1 protein-coding gene is annotated in these 808 nt (G+C 66.2%); it reads left to right on the top strand.

Annotation, left to right across the window (positions count from 1 at the left end; all coding sequences use genetic code 11):
• On the top strand, window positions 1–403 hold a 403-nt coding region (locus ACYVID_RS18170), incomplete at its 5' end, for a transposase (protein WP_460739479.1).
• Window positions 404–808: the final 405 nt, after the last annotated feature.

Raw genomic sequence — 808 nt, 5'->3', positions numbered from 1 at the left:
AACGGCCTCATCGAGCTCCACCGCCGCGTCGCCCGCGGCTTCCGCAACTACAACAACTACCGGCTACGCATGCTCCTCATCGGCGGAGGACTCGACACCCTCATCCCCACCTGAAGTACGAAGAGCCGGTTATCCGCCGGAGTTTCGTCGCAAGGTGATCGACTTGCTTGAGGAAGGGCGCTCGGTCGCTCAGGTCGCGTACGACTTAGGGATCAGCGAGGCCTCGATCTACGTCTGGCGTCGCCAGGACAGGATCGACAAGGGACTCGCTCCCGGTCTGACCTCAGCCGAGAATGCCGAGTTGGTCGCAGCGCGCAAGCGCATCGCCGACCTCGAGACCGAGCTCAAGGCCAGCAGGCGTGCGCTGGAGCTGCTGAAGGACACCGCGAGCAACCCCCGTTGAAGCACCGCTCGCGGTCGGACACTCGCCGTGTGCCGCTGAATGCGCGAGCGATCAAGATCCTCCGCTCGCATGTGAACACCTGGTCCTGCGGCCCCGACGGACACCTGTTCGTCGCGCGGACGGGCAAGGCCGGGAAACCCTTGAGCCCGCCGTACACCGCGCTCGTGTCACCCGAGACCATAGGTAGAGCGTGGGCGCGTGCGCGCGTCGAGGCCCTGGCCCCCTCCCAGATCGACACCGTGCTGGCTCGACGTCCATACGACCTGCGGCACGCGCGACTGTCAAGGGACAGTAGGAACTGCCCAGTGGCGGACATAAGACCTGCCCGCTGACGGTCACGAGAACTGCCCGGTGGTGGCCATGGGATCTGCCCAAAGGGGGCGGCGGCCACCACCGACCAGGTCG

The sequence above is a fragment of the Nocardioides ginkgobilobae genome (assembly GCF_054781275.1).
Note: the sequence above shows the minus strand (reverse complement) of the source record. Positions and strands in the feature narration are given on the sequence as shown.